The organism is Micromonospora sp. NPDC051296 (assembly GCF_040682255.1).
Lineage (GTDB): Bacteria > Actinomycetota > Actinomycetes > Mycobacteriales > Micromonosporaceae > Micromonospora > Micromonospora craterilacus.
The window spans coordinates 23284-41983 of sequence record NZ_JBFBAO010000001.1; the positions used below are offsets into that span (position 1 = coordinate 23284).

12 protein-coding genes and 4 pseudogenes are annotated in these 18700 nt (G+C 71.0%); 7 read left to right on the forward strand and 9 right to left on the reverse strand.

The window, feature by feature from the left end:
* Positions 1-26: 26 nt before the first annotated feature.
* The 6 genes from AB0M52_RS00105 to AB0M52_RS00130 form a co-directional block, all read right to left on the reverse strand.
* Positions 27-3821 (reverse strand): beta-ketoacyl synthase N-terminal-like domain-containing protein, encoded by a 3795-nt coding sequence (locus AB0M52_RS00105; RefSeq protein WP_363946599.1) that lies wholly within the window; start codon positions 3819-3821, stop codon positions 27-29.
* A 43-nt stretch (positions 3822-3864) separates the two neighbouring features.
* Positions 3865-4896, reverse strand: a complete 1032-nt coding sequence (locus AB0M52_RS00110; RefSeq protein ID WP_363946602.1) for a ketoacyl-ACP synthase III family protein — start codon at positions 4894-4896, stop codon at positions 3865-3867.
* Between the two features lie 69 nt (positions 4897-4965).
* Entirely contained in the window at positions 4966-6207 is a 1242-nt protein-coding gene (locus AB0M52_RS00115; RefSeq protein WP_363946604.1) for an NAD(P)/FAD-dependent oxidoreductase, read from the reverse strand.
* A gap of 47 nt (positions 6208-6254) precedes the next feature.
* A complete protein-coding gene (locus tag AB0M52_RS00120; protein ID WP_363946607.1) occupies positions 6255-7460 on the reverse strand; it encodes a cytochrome P450 in 1206 nt (401 codons plus the stop codon).
* A 66-nt stretch (positions 7461-7526) separates the two neighbouring features.
* Positions 7527-8663 (reverse strand): nucleotide disphospho-sugar-binding domain-containing protein, encoded by a 1137-nt coding sequence (locus AB0M52_RS00125; protein ID WP_363946610.1) that lies wholly within the window; start codon positions 8661-8663, stop codon positions 7527-7529.
* A gap of 39 nt (positions 8664-8702) precedes the next feature.
* The gene (locus tag AB0M52_RS00130) at positions 8703-9833 is read right to left on the reverse strand and encodes a DegT/DnrJ/EryC1/StrS family aminotransferase (RefSeq protein ID WP_363946613.1); all 1131 of its coding nucleotides are present in this window, start codon (positions 9831-9833) and stop codon (positions 8703-8705) included.
* 180 nt (positions 9834-10013) lie between these two features.
* Here AB0M52_RS00130 and AB0M52_RS00135 point away from each other — a divergent pair, with 180 nt between their 5' ends.
* Complete coding sequence (locus AB0M52_RS00135; protein ID WP_363946686.1) at positions 10014-11021, forward strand: aldo/keto reductase; 1008 nt, start codon at positions 10014-10016, stop codon at positions 11019-11021.
* A gap of 49 nt (positions 11022-11070) precedes the next feature.
* Positions 11071-12264 (forward strand): macrolide family glycosyltransferase, encoded by a 1194-nt coding sequence (locus AB0M52_RS00140; protein ID WP_363946616.1) that lies wholly within the window; start codon positions 11071-11073, stop codon positions 12262-12264.
* 90 nt (positions 12265-12354) lie between these two features.
* Here the strand turns inward: AB0M52_RS00140 and AB0M52_RS00145 are convergent.
* A pseudogene (locus tag AB0M52_RS00145) lies at positions 12355-13521 on the reverse strand (DUF885 domain-containing protein); the annotation flags it as partial.
* Positions 13522-13536: 15 nt separating this feature from the next.
* On the opposite strand from AB0M52_RS00145, the gene AB0M52_RS00150 reads away from it, so the two are divergent.
* On the forward strand, positions 13537-13737 hold the full coding sequence (locus AB0M52_RS00150) for a hypothetical protein (RefSeq protein ID WP_363946619.1): 201 nt from the start codon (positions 13537-13539) through the stop codon (positions 13735-13737).
* 315 nt (positions 13738-14052) lie between these two features.
* Here AB0M52_RS00150 and AB0M52_RS00155 read toward each other — a convergent pair.
* Positions 14053-14689 (reverse strand): annotated as a pseudogene (locus AB0M52_RS00155) (DUF2199 domain-containing protein).
* A 272-nt stretch (positions 14690-14961) separates the two neighbouring features.
* Here AB0M52_RS00155 and AB0M52_RS00160 point away from each other — a divergent pair.
* From AB0M52_RS00160 to AB0M52_RS00175, 4 genes and pseudogenes are all read left to right on the forward strand, one after another.
* Positions 14962-15345, forward strand: coding sequence for a CPCC family cysteine-rich protein (locus tag AB0M52_RS00160; RefSeq protein ID WP_363946622.1), 384 nt, complete (start codon positions 14962-14964; stop codon positions 15343-15345).
* Positions 15346-15447: 102 nt separating this feature from the next.
* Positions 15448-16227, forward strand: a complete 780-nt coding sequence (locus AB0M52_RS00165) for a transposase family protein (protein WP_363946625.1) — start codon at positions 15448-15450, stop codon at positions 16225-16227.
* A gap of 564 nt (positions 16228-16791) precedes the next feature.
* On the forward strand, positions 16792-17565 hold the full coding sequence (locus tag AB0M52_RS00170; protein ID WP_363946628.1) for a matrixin family metalloprotease: 774 nt from the start codon (positions 16792-16794) through the stop codon (positions 17563-17565).
* A 338-nt stretch (positions 17566-17903) separates the two neighbouring features.
* Positions 17904-18323 (forward strand): annotated as a pseudogene (locus AB0M52_RS00175) (transposase family protein); the annotation flags it as partial.
* Positions 18324-18500: 177 nt separating this feature from the next.
* Here the strand turns inward: AB0M52_RS00175 and AB0M52_RS00180 are convergent.
* Positions 18501-18680, reverse strand: a pseudogene (locus AB0M52_RS00180) (IS5/IS1182 family transposase); the annotation flags it as partial.
* Positions 18681-18700 lie beyond the last annotated feature (20 nt).

Below are 18700 nucleotides of genomic sequence, written 5' to 3' on the forward strand. Positions count from 1 at the left end.
TCCTCCGGTGGGGCACGTCCGGTGGGTCAGCGGGCGGCGGCCCCGGCCGGCTGCGGCGGGGCGGCGAGCAGCTCGGCCAGGTGCGTGGCGATCGCCGTCACGGTCGGCTGCTGCCAGAACAGCGAGGCCGGCAGCACCTGGCGGTACGTCTTCTCCAGCCGCCGGCGCACGATGACGGTCATCACCGAGTCCATGCCCTGCTGCACGAGCGGCAGGCGCGGGTCCAGCGACTCGACGGGCAGCTTCATCTCGGCGGCGACCGCGGCACGTACCTCGTCGACCAGACGCTCGCGCAGCTCCTCCGGATTCAGGTCGGCCAGGGAGCCGCCGGCCGGGCCGGATCCGTCGGCCGTTCCGGCCGGGGCGTCCGGCACCACCGGATAGCGCAGTCCGGCGAGCCGCCCGACGACCCGGCCGTCCGGCGCGGTGACCAGGACGGTGACGGTGTCCTCCTGGGTGGCGTCGCGGACCACGTCGAGCACCGCGACCGACGGCGCGGGGCCGGCCGTCTCGATCCGCTCGGCGCCGTCGACCAGTCGCAGCCGGGGCTCGCCGGGGAAGGCGACCGGCGCGACGGAGACGGCGGCGTCGACGACGGCCGCCCAGCACGCCGCCTCCGGGAAGCGGACCCGGGCCCGCAGCCCGCTGTCGGCGGTGATCAGACGGTCCACCGTCCAGGCGAAGGCGGTGTCCGGCACACCCACCCGGGCCAGGTGCTCGCGGACCAGACCGGCGTCGGCGACCACACCGCCCGGCGGGACGGTGGCGGTGCCGGGCAGCGGGGCGTCGGCCGGCACGGCCTGGGCGGTGGCGTGGGTCAGCCACGGCGCCGGGTCGCCGCCGGCCGGCCGGGAGGCGAGCACCAGCCGGCCGTTGTCATCGACCACCTGGATCTCCTGGCGCACGTTGGTGGCCAGCGGGACCCGCATCGACAGGTCGTGCAGCGTCACCGGCGCGCCGTCCCGGGCACCGGCGGCGAGGAACGTGGCGACGAGCACCGCGGCCGGGACGAGTTCCGCACCCTGCACGGTGTGGCTGCCCGGGTACGGCCGGCTGGCGTCGGTGAGCACGGTGTGCCAGAGCCGCAGCTCGCTGCCCGCGACGCTGGTCGCGGTGCCGAGCAGCGTATTCGAGGCGATGTCGTGTCCGCCTGCGGCCACCGGGGGCTCGGGCTCGCGCCAGTGCTCGCGGTGCTGCCAGGCGTACCGGGGCAGGTCGGTGAGCCGACCGTCCGGGCGCAGTCGCGCCCAGTCGACCTCGACCCCATGGCAGTACGCCTCGGCGACGGCGGCCCGCACGGCGCGGTGCCCGGCGTGCCGGCGCAGCGTGGTCCCGACGTAGGCGTCGTCGATGTCGGCGTGGTCGACGGTCTCCCGCAGCGAGTGGGCGATCACCGGGTGCGCGGAGATCTCGACGAATGCGCGGTGCCCGTCGGCCAGGGCGGCGGCGACCGCGTCGACCAGGCGTACCGGCCGGCGCAGGTTGGCCGCCCAGTAGTCGCCGTCACAGGCGGGCGTCTCGCGCGGGTCGTCCAGCACGGTCGAGTACATCGGTACGACGGCCGGTGCCCGGTCCAGGTCGGCCGCCGCGGCCCGCAGTTCGTCGGTGAGCGGATCCATATGCGGGCTGTGGAAGGCGACGTCGGACTGCACCCGGCGGACCCCGATCCGGTCGGCCGGCCACTGCTCGATGACCTCGTCGACGGCGGCGATGTCGCCGGAGACCACCGTGGAGGCGGGCGCCGAGGCGATGGCCGCGACCAGGTTGGCGCGGCCGGCCAGCCGCTCGGCGACGTCGGCGAACGGCAGGGTCACCATGGCCATCGCGCCCCGGCCGGCGGCGCGGCGCAGCAGGGCCGAGCGACGGCAGATCAGCCGGGCTCCGTCGGCCGGGCTCAGCACGCCGGCGGTGACCGCGGCGGCCACCTCGCCGACCGAGTGGCCGATGACCGCCGCCGGCCGCACCCCGTACGCCCGCCACACGGCGGCGAGGCCGACGTGCATGGCGAACGTCAGCGTCTGGATCCGGTCCACGCCGCCCAGTTCCGGGTCGGCGAGGGCGGCGCGCAGCGAGAAGCCCGCCTCCTCGGCGACCGCCGGCTCGATCTCGTCGATCGCGGCCGCGAACGCCGGCTCGTGGGCGAGCAGGTCGCGGCCCATCCCGGCCCAGTGCGACCCGTGCCCGGAGAACACCCACACCGGGCGGATGGACCGGCCGGCCGGCGCGACCCCGGAAACCGTGCCGGCGTCCGGCTGGCCGGCGGCGAGCCGACGCAGCGCGGCGACCACGCCGTCGCGGTCCTCTCCGGTGACCACGGCTCGGCGGTTCAGGTGGGCGCGCCGGTGGGCCAGGGTGTGCCCGACGTCGGTCAGGTCCGCCCGGTTGTCGCCGTCGAGTCGGTCGGCGAGCCGGCCGGCCTGCGCGCGCAGGCCGGCGTCCGAGCGGGCCGACAACGGCAACAGCGGCCGGTTGTCGCCGTCGACCTCCGGCCCGGTGGCCGACGGTACCGGGGGCGCCTGCTCCAGGACCACGTGCCCGATGGTGCCGCCGTAGCCGAAGCCGGAGACGGCTGCCCGGCGCGGCCCGTCCCGGCGGGGCCAGGGCAGGGTACCGGTGACCAGCCGTAGGCCGGTGCCGTCGGCGTCGACGGCGGGTATCGACCGACCGCGTAGCGGGGTGCCCGGAATCTGGCCTCGGTGCAGCGCGAGGATCGCCTTCATCAGGCCGGCGACCCCGGCCGCGCCCTCCAGGTGGCCGATGTTGGACTTGATCGACCCGATCAGGCAGGGCCGCTCCGCCGGCCGGCCGGCGCCGTAGACGGCGGACAGCGCGCCGGCCTCGACCGGGTCGCCCAGCCGGGTGCCGGTGCCGTGCGCCTCCACGTAGTCGACGCTGTCCGGCGTGATCCCGGCGCGCTCGCAGGCCCGGCGGACGACGTGCTGCTGGGCCTCGCCGGACGGGGCCATGATGCCGTCGGTGTGCCCGTCCTGGTTGACCGCGCTGCCCAGGATCACCGCCAGCACGCGGTCGCCGTCGCGGACCGCATCGTCGAGGCGCTTGAGTACCAGGACGCCGCAGCCCTCGCCCCGGCCGTAGCCGTCGGCGTCCCGGTCGAAGGACTTGCTGACACCGTCCGGCGCGAGCGTGCCGGCGGCTTGCAGCGACACGTTCTGCCCGGGGGTGAGCACCAGGTTGACGCCGCCGGCCAGGGCCACCGTGCTCTCGCCCAGCAGGAGGCTCTGGCAGGCCAGGTGCACCGCGACCAGCGACGCCGAGCAGGCGGTGTCGACCGCGACGCTCGGTCCGCGCAGGTCCAGGGCGTACGAGACGCGGTTGGCCAGCGCGCAGGTGGCCGCGCCGATGCCGGTCCACGCCTCGACGCTGGGCAGGTCCTCCAGCAGCCGGTCGCCGTAGTCGGTGGTGCTGACCCCGATGAACACGCCGGTGTCGGTGCCGGCCAGCCCGGTGGGCGGCAGTCCGGCGTGTTCCAGCGCCTCCCAGCCGACCTCCAGCAGGATCCGCTGCTGCGGGTCCATCTCGGCGGCCTCGCGGGGGGTCAGGCCGAAGAACTCGGCGTCGAAGCCGGCGACGTCGCCCAGGTAGCTGCCCGCGGTGACCGTCTCCCGTAGGACCGCCTCGTACTCGGGGCCGCGTTCGCGGTATGCCCGCCACCGCTGGGCGGGGATCTCCCCGCTGGTCTGGCCGCCCTTGAGCAGCAGTTCCCAGAGGGCGTCGGGGCTGTCGACGTCGCCGGGCAGCCGGCAACCGACACCGATGACGGCCACCTGGAACGGGCGGGTGGCGGGGTCGTCCCGGGTCATCGTCGTACCTCCGTTGGTGTCGGGTCGCGGCGGGGCGGGCCGGTCAGAGGCCGTCGGGCGTGTGCAGGACGCGCACGACGGCGGCGGTGAACTCCACGCCGGGGCCCATCGCGAGCCAGAGCACGTTGTCGCCGGCCGACAGTTCGCCGGTGCGCAGCAGGTGGTGGAAGGCGAGCAGGTGGTCGCTGGCGCCGCAGTGCCCGATCATCCGGCCGAAGTCGAACGTGGACTTGTCCATCCCGAGCCCGAGCGGCGCCATGCAGCGCTGCTCCACCACTTCCCGGGAGTAGTTCATGAACGAGACCCGGGCCAGGTCGGTGGTGCCGATACCGGCCTCGGTGAGCGCCTGCTCGGCCACCGTGGTCATGGTTTCCTGCGCCTCGGCCAGCACGGCGAGGACCGGCGTCTGCTCGGTGATGTGGTAGAAGAGGCGGGCACCGAAGTCGAGATCCTTGCCGAGCGTCGCGCCGGGCGGGAACATCGGCTCGCCGCCGCGGTGCACCTCCTCGGCCTCCGGCACGGTGATCGAGCAGACCGACAGCAGTTCGGCGAAGCCGCTCTCGGTGCTCAACACCACCGCCGAGGCGGCGTCGCCGAGGATGAACCCGAGATTGGTCCGCCAGCGGTCCAGCAGCGGGGTGCCGTAGTTGTCGGCGGCGACCAGCATCGCGGCCTTGCGCTCCGGCGCGGCCTTGAGATAGCTGGCGGCCAGCTCCAGCATGGTGAACATGCCGTTGCAACCCTGCCGGATCTCGCTCGCCCGGGCGACGCCGCCGAGCAGGTAGTGCTGCAGGTAGGAGTGCGCGATCCAGCCCTCCGGGCCCTGGTGCCAGGCGGCGGCGTAGAGCAGCAGGTCGATGTCGCCGCGGCTCAGCTCGCTGGTCTTGAGGGCGTCCTGCGCGGCGCGTAGCGCCATCTCCGGGGCGGGCAGCTCGCCGGCGACGGCCGCGCCGCCGAGCCCGTGGGTCTCGATGTCCTCTTCGGGGTACCAGCCCTGGGCGACGGCGTGTTCGACGGTGACGGTCTCAGGAAGGTAGGCCCCGATCCCACGAATGTACGTTCCGGCGGTGCGCATCGAGTTCACTCCTCGGGTCCGATGATCGAGGCGACTTCACTTTAAGATTATATAGCACTTGATGGTGGGTCAATGGTCGCTCAGGCTGCCCAGGTCCAGGCTCTCGTCGCCCCGGACCAGGCCGGAGAGCAGCGTGACGAACGAGATCTTGGGTGGCAGGCTGCGGTCGGGGTCCACGATGGCCTGGGCCCGCAGGTGCAGCTCCTCCTTGCCGTGGGCGCCGTCGTAGAAGAACCGGACCAGCTCCAGCAGGGACTCTAGGAAATCCCGGTACCGGTCCTCGTAGGCCCGCATGACGTGGCGCTCCTTGTCCGGTGCGGTCAGCGTCTCGTGGACCGCCCGCGCGACGCTGCTCGCACCGCGCATCGCCAGGGTCACGCCGGAGGACAGCAGCGGGTCGATGAACGCCGCCGCGTCGCCGACCAGGACCCAGCCCGGACCGGAGAACTGGGTGCAGGTGTACGACCAGTCACGCGCGGCACGGTAGATGTCCACCCGCTTCGCGCCCGAGGTGAGCCAGGCGACCTCGGACGATCCCGCGATCTGCTTCTCCAGCAGCTGCTCGGGGGGCAGCCCGGACGCCACCAGCCGGTCGCTCGTCGTGACGTAACCGATACCGGTCAACGTCGGACTCAGCGGCGCGTACCAGAGCCAGCCCTGCCGGCAGCTCTCGGTCAGCAGGTCGCCCTCGTGCTCGCCCGGGTACCGCAGCGCGCCCTGCCAGTAGCTCCACACGGCCACGTTGCGCAGGTCGTCGTACCAGTCGACCAACCCGAACCGGCGGCCCAGCCAGCGCTGCTGGCCGGAGGCGTCGACCACCATCACCGCCCGTGCGTCCACCGGGGACGACTCGCCCCGTAGCTGGTAACGGACGCCCGCGATCCGGTCGCCGTCGGTCAGCGCTTCCCGGACGGTGGCCCCCTCGACCACCTGCACGCCCAGCTCCCGGGCCCGGTCCAGCAGCATCGCGTCGAACTCGGCGCGCCGGACCTGCCAGGCGTACTCGTAGCGGCCGCCGCGGATCTCGCGGAAGCGGAACGACCACGGTGTGCTCTGGTCGGCACCCCACAGCAGGCTGCCGCCGTACTTGACCTGGAACCGCAGGTCCGCCATGCGATCGAGCACGCCCAGCGCGGTCAGCGTCGGGACCACACCGGTGATCAGGGATTCGCCGATGTGATAGCGGGGAAACTTGTCGCGTTCCAGCAGCAGGACCCGGTGCCCCTCCAGGGCGAGGAGGCCGGCTGTGCACGACCCGGCGGGGCCGCCGCCGACGACGACGACGTCGTACTCGGGAACGGGATGGCTCATGGCAAGCTGCTCCTCCTGCTCGCGTTCGCGGACCGTGCCGACGGCGGTCAGTCGCCTGGCGTGAACGCGACCGGCAGCCTCGTGAGGCCGCGGAACATCGTTCGTGGCTGGTAGGTCAGCTCCTCCGGGGCGGTGGCCAGCCGCAGGTCCGGCAGCCCGGCCAACGCGCTGAGGGCGGTCCGCAACTGCAAGCGGGCCAGGTACGACCCGAGGCAGTAGCGCATCCCCGCGCCGAAGGACATCGACGGGATCGGGTCGCGGCGGATGTCGAACTCGTCCGGCCGGTCGTACCGCTGCGGGTCCCGGTTCGCCGCCCCGGCCAGCACCACCACGACGTCGTGGCGGCCCAGCAGCCGGCCGTGCAGCTCGACGTCGGCGGTCAACTGCCGGGTGTTCGACTGCACCGCCGGGTCGTAGCGCAGGCACTCCTCGACGGCCGGCGCCACGAGCTGCGGAGACCACCGCAGCAGGTCCAGCTGCTCCGGATGGCTCAGCAGGCTCAGCAGACCGTTGCCGACCTGGCTGGCGACCGTCTCGTGGCCGGTGAAGATGAACGTGACCACGGTGCTGACGATCTCGTTGCGGCTCATCAGTCCACGCCGGTGGGCGGCGAGCATCAGGGCCAGCAGGTCCTCGCCGTCGTCGCGCCGCGCGGCCAGCGCCTGCTCCACGTAGTCGGCGAAGTCGGCGATGGCCGCGTGGCCCTCCAGCATGTCCTCGGCGGTGGCGCCCCGGTCGAGCGTCCGGCCCACCGCCCGCGACCAGCGGCCGACCGCGTCCTCGTCGCTGTCCGGCAGGCCGAGCAGCCCGAGCACCGCGCGCAGCGCCAGCGGGTACGCCAGCTCGGCGACGACGTCCATCGTGCCGCGGGCCCGCGCCGGGCGCAGCAGGTCCTCGACGGTGGCGGCGATCACCGGCTCCAGCCGGCGCAACGCCGACGGGGAAAAGGCCGGGCCGACCACGCCACGCAGCCGGCCGTGGTCTGGCTCGTCCTGGAACAGGATGATGTCGCCGACGATTCGGCTGAGCAGGCCCGGCCCGACCAGATCCGTCCAGAACTGCCGGATGCCGGTGCGGGCGAACCGCTCGTCGCCGAGGACCGCACGTACGTCGCCGAAGCGGGAGACGTACCAGACGTGATGCGCGCCCCGGTGCACCGGATCGTGGCGCAGCAGCCAGTGGTACGACGGGTACGGGTCCCGCCGGACGTCGTCGGCGGTCGGGTCGAACGCGGTCACGGCGTCGGCCAGCACGAGGTACCCCTTCCAGTGGCTCGTCGCGCCGTCCGCCGGACGGGCCGGCGGACGACGTGAGCCGGCTCAGCCCGAGACACGCTCGACGATGCGGCGTACCGTCTCCGCCGGCGTGGGCAGTGCGATCATCTCCTCGCGAACTTCCCGCGCCGCCGCACGCATCGACTCGTCGCCGATCAGCCGGCGCAGCAGATCCGCGTCGACCTTGTCGGAGGTGCTGACCAGGCCGATGCCACGCCGGCTGACCGCCTCGCGGGCGGTGTGCTGGAACTGGTCGCGCGGGTCGGGCGCGAGCAGTTGCGGGATGCCGGCGTTGATCGCCGTCATCACCGTGCCGCCGCCGCCGTGGTGCACGACCGCGGTGCAGGTCCGCAGCAGGGTGTGCAGCGGCGTCCAGCCGACCGCGCGCACGTTGCGCGGCAGGGTGCCCAGCGGAGTGATGTCGAGCTCGCCGAGCGCCAGCACGAAGTCCGCGTCCAACTCGGAGGCGGCGGCGATGATGGGTTCCACCGCGCCGATACCGAACGCCTGCAGCTCGATGGTGCCCATCGTGATGGCCACCTCCGGCCGGGCCGGCGCCGGCGGAAGCCGGTCGCCGAGGACCGCCCCACCGCCGTACGGCACCCAGCGCATGAACCAGCCCTCCGGCTCCGCCTCCAGCAGCAGGCTCGGCGGGAACGACTCGATCGTCACGCTCGGCTTGGGCAGGCTGACCTGGTGCTTCTCCATCAGGTCGGTGAGGAAGGAGGCGATCGAGGAGTGCATGCCGCGGGTACGCCAGGCGCTCTGGTTGCGCTGGATGGCCGGCACTCCGGCGCGGGCCGCGGCGAGCAGGCCGACGGTCGCGCCCTGCTCGTAGACGACGAGGTCGGGCTTGAAGTCGTCGGCGAGGGCGATGGTGCGGTCCACCAGCGGGCGGTTGACCGCCGCGATCTGCACACCCCACTCTTCAAGGTCGATGGCCGGACGGGTGGCGACGGTCTCGGCGAAGCGGGGGTTGTCCTTGGCCACCTGCTCGAAGACCTTGACCGCGCTGTAGTCCGGCGCGACGTCCACCACCTCCAGGCCGGCGGCGGCGGCCTTCTGGGTGTGCTCGGCGAGCGCGATCACCACGTCATGGCCGGCCGTGCGGAAGCCCCAGGCGAGCTGGATCAGCGGGAACAAATGACCTAGACCGGGAGAGGAGACGAACAGGACGCGCATGTCGGTGCCCTTCTGGGTCGGGTAATGGGCCGGCGCGGTTCACCAGCCGGATCTGATCGTTTCGACGATGTGGGAACGGTCGTCCTCGGTGAGCCACCAGCCCACCGGGATGTAGACCACCCGGTCGGCCACCGAGTCCAGGCCGGGCAGATAGGCCCGCGACGACGCCACGCAGCTGTGCGCGTCGTTGCGGCGGGAGACGATGCTGCTGGCGATGCCGGCGTCGTGCAGTCGCCGCATGAACGCGGGCCGGTCGCGCACCTTCAACGGGTACATCCAGAACGACGGCTCCCGATCGTCGGCGCGCTCGGTCTGCTCCACACCGTCGAGGCCGGCCAGCTCCTTGTCGTAGAAGGCGGCGTTCTCGCGGTGCCGGTGCACCAGCTCGTCGACCCGCTCCAGGTTGGACAGGCCGATCGCGCCGCCGATCTCGTTGAGGACGAACCGGTAGCCCCACTCGGCCACGTCGTAGTCGCCGGTGATCCGGTCCGAGGCCCGCTCGATGCCCAGCCACCGCCGCAGCCGCAGCCGGTCGTAGCGGTCGTCGTCGGGCAGCACCACGAAGCCGCCGCTGCCGGTGGTGAGGGTCTTGATCGCGCCGGTGCTGAACACGCAGACGTTTCCGTGGGTGCCGAGCGGGGTGCCCCGATAGGTTGCCCCCCACGCCTGCGCGCAGTCCTCGACCACCAGCGGCCGGCGGCCGTACCGCTCCTCGGCCCGGTCCACGATGGCGTTGAGCCGGTTGAGGTCCACCGGGTACCCGAGCCAGTGCACGACCACGATGGCCCGGGTGGCCGGCGAGATCTTGGCCTCCAGGTCGTCGAGGTCGACGTTGAGCGTCATCGGGTCGACGTCCGCCCAGCGGACGCGCAGCCCGTTGGCGAGGATCGGCCAGTTGGTGCCCTCGAAGGTGAGCGGGGTGCTGAGCACCTCGCCCGGCTCCGCCAGCTCCGGTCCGCCCGGTCCGGGCCGGGCGGCGAGGCTGAGCGCCAGGTGCAGCCCGGCGGTGCCACAGTTGACCGACACGACGCGGGGGTTGCCGATGCGCTCGCCCACGGCCGCCTCGTACTCGGCGACGGTCGGCCCGTGCTCCAGGCGGCCGCTGTTCAGGACGGCGGAGACACGCGCGCCGACGTCCGGAGACATGGCGACCTTGGACAACGGGATCATGGCACCCCCTCAACTCTGCGCCACATGATTCTCAAGTGACTGATCGGAGGCAGTCAAGGGAGCGGTGCGACATTCGGCCCTGGAACAGTTCTTCGTGATTGCGGAACTCACTCACGCCGAGGTCAACGAGTTCAGAAATGTATATCGTCTGACGCGTTGCCGGACGTCGGGTCCGGCCTCGTGCGGGAGGTACCGGTGGCGTCGCTTCATGTCCGGCTCGGGCGGACCGGCCTGCGGGTGAGCCGGGTCGCGATCGGAACCGTCAACTTCGGCGGCCGGGTCGACGAGACGGACGCCCACCGGCTGCTCGACCACGCACTGGCCCGGGGAGTCAACCTGGTCGACACCGCCGACATCTACGGCTGGCGTGTGCACCGGGGCTGGACCGAGGAGATGATCGGTCGGTGGCTGGCCAAGGACCCGGCCCGGCGCGACGAGGTGGTCCTGGCCACCAAGGTGGGCAACCCGATGGGCGACGGGCCCAACGACCGGGGCCTGTCCGCGCGGCACGTCGTCGCCGCCTGCGAGGCGTCGCTGCGCCGGCTGCAGACCGACACCATCGACCTCTACCAGATGCACCAGGTCGACCGGGAGGTCGGCTGGGACGAGGTCTGGCAGGCCATGGAACAGTTGGTGCGCCAGGGCAAGGTCCGCTACGTGGGCTCCTCCAACTTCGCCGGCTGGGACCTGGTCAGCGCCCAGGAGACCGCCCGCCGGCACCGGCTGCTCGGCCTGGCCAGCGAGCAGTGCGTCTACAACCTGGTCAGCCGGTACGTCGAGTTGGAGGTGCTGCCCGCCGCTGCGGCCGAGGGCATCGGCGTGCTGGCCTGGTCGCCGCTGCACGGCGGCCTGCTCAGCGGCGCGCTGCGCAAGCTCGCCGAGGGTACGGCGGTGAAGTCCGCCCAGGGACGGGCCGCCGACGGGCTGGCCCGGCACCGCTCGGCACTTGCGGCGTACGAACTGTTCTGCACCGAGATCGGCCGGGATCCGGCGGAGATCGGCATGGCATGGGTGCTGCACCGGCCCGGCGTCACCGCCGCCGTCGTCGGCCCGCGTACGCCGGCGCACCTGGACGGCGCCCTACGCGCCCTGGACCGGCCGCTGGCGGCCGACGAACTGGCCCGGCTGGACGAGCTGTTCCCGCCGCCGGGCCGGGGCGGCCCGGCCCCGGACGCCTGGATGTCCTGACCTGCCCCGCGCCGCCCGGCCGGGATCCCGACCACGGACGGAGCCGACGATGGCCCATCTTCTGTTCGTCAACGTGGCCAGTCACGGCCTGGTCTTCCCCACCCTGGCCGTGGTGACCGAGCTGGTCCGGCGCGGCCACCGGGTCAGTTACGTCACCGCGGGCGGCTTCGCCGAACCGGTCGCGGCGGCCGGCGCCACCGTCGTGCCGTACGCCTCGGAGATCATCGACGCGGACGCCGCCGAGGTGTTCGGCTCCGACGACCTCGGCGTCCGCCCACACCTGATGTACCTGCGGGAGAACCTGTCGGTCCTGCGGGCCACCGCCGCCGCGCTCGACGACGACATCCCGGACCTGGTCCTCTACGACGACTTCCCGTTCATCGCCGGTCAGTTGCTGGCCGCCCGGTGGGGTCGCCCGGCCGGCCGGCTCAGCGCCGCCTTCGCCTCCAACGAGCGCTACTCATTCTCCCGGGACATGATCGACCTGGCCGGCACGATCGACCCGCTGGACCTGCCGGCGTTCCGTGACACCCTGCGGGAGCTGCTCGCCGAACACGGCCTGTCCCGGTCGGTGGCCGACTGCTGGCAGCACGTCGAGGATTTCAACCTGGTGTTCGTGCCGAAGGCGTTCCAGATCGCCGGCGAGACCTTCGACGACCGTTTCGAGTTCGTGGGGCCGTGCTTCGGGCCGCGGCGGTTCCTCGGCCGGTGGACCCCGCCGGCCGACGACCTGCCGATCGTCCTGGTGTCGCTGGGCACCACCTTCAACGACCGGCCGGACTTCTTCCGCGACTGCGCGCGGGCGTTCGCCGGCCAGCCCTGGCACGTCGTGATGACCCTCGGCGGCCAGGTCGACCCGGCACAGCTCGGCGAGCTGCCGCCGAACGTGGAGGTGCACCGGTGGGTGCCGCACGTCGAGGTGCTGGAGCGGGCGGCCGTCTGCGTGACGCACGGCGGCATGGGCACGTTGATGGAGGCATTGCACTGGGGCCGCCCGCTGGTCGTCGTGCCGCAGTCCTTCGACGTGCGGCCGATGGCCCGCCGGGTCGACCAGCTCGGTCTCGGCGTGCTCCTGCCCGGGGAGAAGGCCGACGGGGACGCGCTGCTCGCCGCCGTCGCCGCCGTCGCCGCCGACCCCGCGCTGGCCCGGCGGGTGGCGGCGATGCGCGAGCAGGTCCGGCAGGCGGGCGGCGCCGCCCGGGCTGCCGACGCGGTCGAGGCGTATCTCGCCCGGCCTCGCTGACGACGGCAGTCCGGCGGCACCCGCCGTTGGACCGGGTGTCGCGTGCGGCCCGGATGTGGATGAGCCGCGCGTCGCGGGCCGGGGTGGCGGTCAACCGGTGGCCCGGACCGGGTCCGCCGCTGCCGGCACGCTGCCGTCGCGGAGCTGACCGGGCAGCAGCTGCTCGGTGAGCAGGGTGCGGTACCGCTGGAGCAGCGGCTCGCCGGACGGCCGGACGGCCAGCCACGAGCCGACCAGCCGGGCGCCCTCGATGTAGGTGGTGGAATACGCCCGCCACAGCGGATCAGTCAGAAAGGTGGCGATCTGCTCGGCCCGGTCCCGCGGCAGCAACAGCCACCGGTGCAGGTACGCCACCGCGTCGTCGACCGAGGCACCCCGGTCGTGCAGCAGGATCGCGGCGTCCTGGCGGGCCGGCATGAGCTGGTTGACCAGCCCGACCAGCTGCTCGACCAGTTCGCCCTCGACGGTGACGCCCTCGTCGGCCAGCACCTCGCTGGTCCACCGGCCCCACCCGGGCCCGAGCAGGGCCGCCGCGCCGTGCTCGGCGGTGCCCTCGGCCACCAGGCACTGCGGCGTGTTGACCAGGGCGATGCGGTGCTCGTCCTGGCCCCGCGCACGCACCAGGCCGGCCTCCTTGAGGCAGTGCTCGGCGTGGTGACCGGGGTACGCCTCATGGGTCGCCATCAGCGGCAGCACGGCGATCGTGCGACCCGCCGTCTCGTTCAGCGTCACAGTGGAGCGGAACCCGCCGTGGTACCGGTTGAACGCGTTCCACGGCCGGTCGCGAACCACCTCGATGTCGACCCGCTCGGCCTCGGGCAGCCCGAGCAGCGGTCGGGCACGATCGCGCAGCGCGTCGGCGACCGCCCGCACCGCCCCGGCCAGCCGCTGCGGCGGCACCACGTTGCGGGCGTAGAACGCCTCGACCCGGTCCATCAGCGGGCCGCTGCCGGGCAGCAGCTCGCCGATGGCCGCGTGTACCGCCGCGTACCGATCCGGGTCGCCGAGCCCGACCTCGACGTCGAAGTAGGTCCGCACCTCGTCGAGGAAGCCGAGCGGTTCGCCGGCGGCCCGCCGGGCCGCGCACCCCATCGCGGTCACCTGGGCGGCGAGAAACCGCCGACGCCCGGCGTCGAGGTCCGCGTCGGGCAGCCGGGCCAGCAGGTCGCCGGCCTGCGCGGCCAGCGCCGCCGGCTCGGGGGCGGGCTCGGCGGCGACCCGGTCGGCCAGCGCCGGGTCGCCGAACCAGCAGTCGACTTGGAAGATGAAGGCATGGTCGAGGTGTACGACGATGGCGAGGAGTTCAGAGGCTCCTATGTCTTCTTCATCACGGGAGCGACCGAGGCCAGCTTGCTGGCCGCTGCCTCACGGGTGGCGACCCTCGACGGGGTGCCGGCGGGCGCGTTTGCCATGGTCACCGACGACAAGGCTCCGGAGTTCGGAGCGGGACAACAAGTGCACCTTCCGGCCTGAGGTGATGGTCAGCCTGCTCGCACGCGGTAACCTTAACCGCAACCTGAGCCAATTTCTGGCGCGCTCATCTGCCGCCGAGTGCGCGGTAGCACCCACCACCGTTAGTTAGCCCGTCGCCATAGCGTGCGGCTTGTGACCGCGCAGAGGTGGCAGCGTGGTCAAACTTGGCCGGTGGCAGTGAGCACGAGATCGTGTGGCCATTCATCGCGCAGAACACGATCAAGCTGTGGGTCCTCTGAGCTCTCGCAGTACGGTGTCTCGTCGGGGTCGCGCTCGGTCGTGTCAATGTGCGGATGTCCCGTGACGGGGGCGAGGTCAGCCCTCGCGGTGGAGCAGAAGCCCGGCGATCTCCTGTACTCGTTCCACGCTGATGCCGTTGCGTTGCTCTTCTGCCAGAGGATGGTCAGTCGGCTCGAGGATGACATGCGGTCGCATGCCGACCTGCTCGGTATGCACCTCGGTCTTGAGGTTCAGCGTCTCGATCGGGTAGGCCGGAAGCTCGGTGGACAGCCAGCCGAAATACGCGGCCTCCTGCTCTCGCCCAGGCGTCGTCCAGAGATCCAGCATCCGGCTGAAGCTCGTGCCGCGACACCCACACGCCCCATTCGAAATCGGCATCGGCGTCAAGGACAGGTATGACCAAGCGCGCGCGGACGAAGTAGTGCTGTGCCTGAATGATGCAGGTCTCGTCTTCAAGCACACTGCGTTCGTCGCTGTTGAGATCGTCGCGCCAGTAGGCCGGGGCTGGGGCCCCGTACGAGAACGGCAAGCCCTCATGGCGCTGGCCACAGTTGTGGCACACGAAGCCCTGATCAATCACGGATGAGACGGTGCAGCCCTGTCTGAGCTTCCCCCGGTTTCCCGGACGGGCAAGACTCGTGCAGGTCCACAGCGGCTGGTCGATGTTCAGCGGCTTCCTGGTCGTGAACAAGATCGTCGGGCTGCGGCTCATCGGCCGGTGTCATCCGACGGCGCATGCCGGGAGCGCTGCCGACCCGGCGCATCCGGCCGTAGGGCTGGTTGGGCACGCCATCGTGGCGGCACCGGTCGCACTAGGACGGGTATACCGGTGGTAGTGCGACCCATCTCGCAACCGCCCTACCACCACCGCGCCCCCCGATGGGCTACCGGGGCCGCCCAGGTAGCCCATCGGGGGGTGCGGGCCCGTGGGCCACCGTTACGTAGCGGTAGAAACGGGGCTGCGCGGGGGTCGTCCGTCCCGTCATGATCTACGTCGTGAGTGGCGTCTTCCCGTGTCCGTGCTGCGGGCGCCTGACCTTCGCCGGGGGACCGGGTTCGTATGAAATCTGCCCGGTTTGTTTCTGGGAAGACGATCAGATCCAGCTGCGCTGGCCGAACTGGTCCGGCGGTGCGAACAAGCCGTCGCTGATCGAGGCCCAGGCCACGTTCGCCCGTATCGGGGTGTGCGAGGAACGCCTCGTGCGGCATGTTCGCCAGCCGCTGCCTGACGAGCCGGTCGAGCCGGGCTGGCGGCCCGTCGAACCCGGAGTGGATCGGTTCGAGCCCACCGGCGTTCAGGAGACCGGATGGCCAGCGGAGCGCACCGCCTTGTACTGGTGGCGTGCGACGTTCTGGCGGCGGAGGTAGGCACCCCTCTGTGTCATCCATGAGGCGGCGGCGAGGGTTGTTCTAAGGGACGTCTCGTAACCCGGTGTCTGTCTGTTGAGGACGATCATCGAGGATGGCTGGGTGCAGGTGATCACCGCAGCCCGCCCGGAATGGATCTTTCCGTTCACCGGGCTGCAGCCCGCCCAGTTCCGCAAGCTGGTCCGCCTGGTCGCCCAGCGCGGCGGCGACGGCATCGCTGATGGCCGGCCGGGCCGGCAGTGGGCACTCGACCTGGCTGACCGGGTGCTGCTGGTCGCCGCCTACTGGCGCACGAACCTGACCATGCGCCAGATCGGCCCGCTGTTCGGGGTGTCGCACTCCGCGGCGCACCGGGTCATCGACACCCTCGCACCGCTGCTCGCCCTCGCGCCGGTGCGTAAGCGGCCGATCGAGCAGATCGCGATCGTCGACGGCACCCTGGTCCCCACCCGGGACCACCGCCTCGCCGCGAAGAGCAAGAACTACCGGTACTCGACGAATCTGCAGGTCGCCATCGACGCCAGCACCCGCCTCGTGATCGCCGTCGGCGACCCGCAGCCCGGCAACCGCAACGACACGATCGCCTACCGCGCCAGCGGCATCGAGGAGAAACTCGCCGGTAGACCAGTGATGGCCGACGGCGGCTACCGCGGCAACCCCGAGGTGATCATCCCGTACCGCAAGCCCACCGACGGCAGCGACCTACCCGCCTGGAAGCAAGCCCTCAACGTCGAACATCGCACCGTCCGAGCGGGGGTCGAACACGCCCTGGCCAGGATGAAATGCTTCAAGATCCTGCGCGACTACCGCCGCGCCGCCCACACATTGGCCGACGCCGCTTCCGGCATCGCCAACCTCCACAACATCATCCTCGCCGGCTGACCACCGGCCCGATCCCGAGCAACGCCTTCACCCAGTTACGAGACGTCCCTTAGACGGCGTCACTTCGATCGCGCCAGCCCTCCGCCGAAACGGCCGAGACCCGTACCGATCCCTACAAATCCTCGGACTCGCCTAGAACAGACATATCTATACCTTGCGAACGCCCTGGCGACAGCACCCGCCCACTGGCACTACTCGGCATCACGTGACGACTTTGCCGGGACCCTGCGCGGTGAACGGACATGAATCTTGACGAAGGGAACCCAGCCTCGTACAGTATCTACGCATCCAATGATTTAAGAACGTAGTTCTAAACGGGGGACTGAACATTCCATGACTCGAAAAAGAAGCCGCAGTCGGGCAGTTGGCACCGTAATCGCATTGACCGCTTTGATGCCTACGGTCGCTTTGATGCCGACGACCCCGTCGTTCGCTGCCGAGATTCCGTGCAGCTCGACTTTGTCGCCAAGCGAGATCAAGTCGGTCGGCATTTCTTGCCGATTGGCTTCGGCAACAGTTGTCCGAGTCGCCGAGGACCTTGAGGTTGTGGTTCCGGAGTCAGGCATGATCGCCACCGTGCAGCTTCTCCGGACGCACGGTTCGACGAGTCCGAGTGCGGCGTCCGTCTATCGGGCGGCCGACGGTCAGCTAGCGCTGCAGATCGACGAAGAGCCTGCGCTGGGATCCGCTGCCACAGCGGGTGCTCTCAACCGTATTCTCGCTAAGAGCCCAGAGCCAGCTGGGGCGACGAAGACTCAGGCCTCCGGGCTCGCAGCCGCGCCTGCATATTGTGGAACCTCTACGGAATACGCCTTCAGTGGCGGGATATGGGCCAACTCTGTATTTCCCTGGACCTACAACAGTCGGTCACAGCCAGCCTCAGATGCACTTCAAGCCATTCAGTTCGGCTTCCGATTCATAACTGACACTTCTTCCGCATGCGGCACATACTACACGTTCGCCTCTTCCGACTACCGAGGGTCGACCACCCGTTATACGTGGGGAACGAGAGACAACGGAAATGTAGTCGGGTGGGCCGGATTTGATCCGGGGATCTTGGGGGCTACTTACTCGTGGGTCGATAGTTCCGGCTTCAGAGTGGAAGTCGACATAGCATTCAACAATCGGGTTACGAATTGGTTCACCGGCCTTTCCGGAACCGTCCCTGCGGGGCGTTACGATCTCATCTCCGTTGCCACGCATGAGGCTGGGCACGGCTTTGGCTTGGCGCACTACCATAACTCCTCTTATCCGGTAATGCATCCGACGCTCGGTACGGGAGTGAATAAGCGAGTCAAGCGAAGCGGTGATCTTACCGGGATGGGTGTCTTGTACTGACAGGGACGCCTTAGTACTCCAACGTCACTTGGCTTCGGCGTTGGGACCCGGCGCGGGCATGAGGACGGCCACCGTGTTGATCATCGATGGTTTGTGAGGACCACCGAAGATCGTGCGGTGGCCGCGTGCCACAGCGTAGACCCCAGCCGTTGGCGGGTCGTCCTGGACGATGCGGTGGCGCGTATCGCTGCATCACCCAAGTAGGCCGGTGCAGACAGACGTGGGACGTGTAACTGGTGTTGGCCAGCCGCACCTCATCCCCCGTGCTTGCTGCCATCTAAGGGACGTCTCGTAGCCCCGGCGGCTGTCCGTTGAGGACGATCACCGAGGATGCGAGGGTGCAGGTGATCACCGCGAGGCACCCGGAGTGGATCTTCCCGTTCACCGGGCTCACTCCCACCCAGTTCCGCAAGCTGGTCCGCCTGGTCGCCGAGCGCGGTGGAGACACGATCGCCGACGGCCGGCCAGGCCGGCAGTGGGCCCTCGACCTGCCCGACCGGGTGCTGCTGGTGGCCACCTACTGGCGCACCAACCTGACCATGCGTCAGATCGGCCCACTGTTCGGGGTGTCGCACACCGCCGCGCACCGCGTCATCGACGCCCTCGGCCCGCTGCTGGCCCTCGCGCCGGTTCACCGCCGTCCGGTCGATCAGATCGCGATCGTCGACGGCAGCCTCGTCCCGACCCGCGACCACCGCCTGGCCGCGCGGAGCAACAACTACCGCTACTCGACGAACCTGCAAGTCGCCATCGACGCTCTCGACAGCACCATGTTTGTGTCCGACAGCGCGGCGAACCTGGCGGTCTGTCCGTGCAAGGCCGGCAACCATGACGGGCATAGGCATCCGATGCTGCGGCCGGTCGCCGGCCACCGGTAGCCCCACCGCGGCGATGCGACACCGGTCAGCCCGCCCCGGCAGCGGTCTTTCCCGTCCCGAGCCGTCGGCGGGCTTGCGGTACGGGATGATCACCTCGGGGTTGCCGCGGTAGGCGCCGTCGGCCATGACCGGTCGTCCGGCGAGTTTCTGTTGGATGCCGGAGGTGCGGTAGGCGATGGTGTCGTTGCGGTTGCCGGGCTGAGGGTCGCCGACGGCGATGACCAGGCGGGTGGAGGCGCACGCCAGCTGTCCCCACC